The organism is Devosia sp., assembly GCF_017307565.1.
Lineage (GTDB): Bacteria > Pseudomonadota > Alphaproteobacteria > Rhizobiales > Devosiaceae > Devosia.
In genome coordinates this window covers 1-1,759 of the sequence record NZ_JAFKHD010000004.1, presented here as the reverse complement: position 1 = coordinate 1,759, position 1,759 = coordinate 1, and the positions used below count along the sequence as shown (strand labels likewise).

Here is a 1,759-nt window from a genome sequence, read left to right as displayed (position 1 = left end):
CGAGCCATGTCGATCGCACCCTGATGGTGCGGGATAAAAACGCGCATGAAGTCAACGTCGGCATCGCCGGTATAGTCGGCCGCCATGCCGGCCATCATGGCGTCATGCGCCGTCTTGTAGGCCGCCGTCGACGCACTATCATTGGCCGCGGCGGCCGGCATGGCGTGACCGCCATGCGATTCAGCCGGCGTTCCCGCGCTCATCTGGCTCTGCGCAATGGCAAGGCCGCCACTGATCACCAGGGCACCCGCGATAAAGATCGGTGTGAGCTTGTTCATTTCATTTCCTCGACAATTTGTGGGTTGGCCGGATAGCCGGCGGCACCCAGAACCCGCCGGATTTCGCTCTCGGACGCGGATGTTTCGACCTCGACCGTGCGGCTCGAAAGATCGATCTCAACCTTGGCGCTGGGATCAAGTGATACGATCGCGCCGGTGACTGACCTGGCGCAGCCGCCACAAGTCATGCCGTCTATGCGAAGCTGCATGAGAACCTCCGTTGTGCGTCTCATGCCCATCGAGATAGGGCTTCCCATCGTTGTAAGGTCAAGCCTCAAAAAAGTGCAAAATAGCCATTGACCTTCCAACCATGGGAAGCCCCACATTGCGATCAAACATGATTTTCGAACATGCAAGGTCATCGCAATGAATGCCCCGCTTCGCCCCGCAGACATGACGTCGTCAGCCATCTCCCTGCCGATCGAGGGAATGACCTGCGCCTCCTGTGTCGGTCGCGTCGAAAAGGCGCTCAAGGCCATCCCCGGCGTCGAAACCGTCTCGGTCAACCTCGCGACCGAAAAGGCCAGCATCACCGCGAGCACGGCACTTGATCGCGCCCAGCTTGTCGGTGCCGTCGAACATGCGGGCTATACCGTGCCCGCGCGTTTCCTGGCCCCGGCCCCGGCAATCGAACTCGCCATCGAAGGCATGACCTGCGCCTCGTGCGTCGGCCGTGTCGAACGGGCTCTCAAGGCCGTCGATGGCGTGTCCGACGCGACCGTCAATCTTGCGACCGAGCGCGCCACCATTCGCGGTGGCGATGTGCAGGCCCTCGTCGCCGCCGTCGCTGCCGCCGGCTATCAGTCCAGGCCTTTGGGCGGGGGCGCCGACGCCTCCAATCAGGCCGAGGCCGACGAACTCGCGGCCAAGAAGGATGCCGAACGCCGCGAACTGACGCGCGATTTCACCATTGCCGCAGTGCTCACCGTGCCCGTCTTCGCCCTCGAAATGGGTACGCACATGATCCCGGGCGCGCACACCTATATCGCCTCGACCATCGGCATCCAGACGAGCTGGTATATTCAGTTCGTGCTGACAACGCTCGTCCTCTTCGTCCCCGGCATCCGCTTCTACGACAAGGGCTTGCCGGCCCTCTGGCGATTGGCGCCTGACATGAACTCGCTGGTCGCCGTCGGCTCGCTGGCCGCTTATGGCTTTTCGCTGGTCGCCACCTTCGCGCCCGGCTTCCTGCCGCCGGGAACCATCAACGTCTATTTCGAAGCCGCCGCCGTCATCGTGACGCTGATCTTGCTCGGTCGTCTCCTCGAAGCCCGCGCCAAGGGGCGGACCTCGGAAGCAATCAAGCGGCTCGTCAAGCTTCAGGCCAAGACCGCCAGGGTTCGTCGGGCCGACACGGTTGTCGACCTGCCGATCGAGGCCGTCAGCTCCGGCGATATCATCGAGGTGCGCCCCGGTGATCGCATTCCCGTCGACGGTCAGGTGGTCGAAGGCGAGAGCTATGTCGATGAATCCATGATCAC

The 1,759-nt window shown here is 62.8% G+C and carries 3 protein-coding genes; 1 reads left to right on the top strand and 2 read right to left on the bottom strand.

The window, feature by feature from the left end; genetic code table 11:
- A partial coding sequence (locus tag J0I64_RS00035; RefSeq protein ID WP_291405223.1) for a DUF305 domain-containing protein occupies positions 1-278 on the bottom strand: 278 nt, incomplete at its 3' end.
- On the bottom strand, positions 275-487 hold the full coding sequence (locus tag J0I64_RS00030) for a heavy-metal-associated domain-containing protein (RefSeq protein WP_291405221.1): 213 nt from the start codon (positions 485-487) through the stop codon (positions 275-277). The genes J0I64_RS00030 and J0I64_RS00035, both read right to left, overlap by 4 nt.
- Before the next feature lie 157 nt (positions 488-644).
- Here J0I64_RS00030 and J0I64_RS00025 point away from each other — a divergent pair.
- The coding region (locus J0I64_RS00025; RefSeq protein ID WP_291405218.1) for a copper ion binding protein at positions 645-1,759 on the top strand (1,115 nt) is incomplete at its 3' end.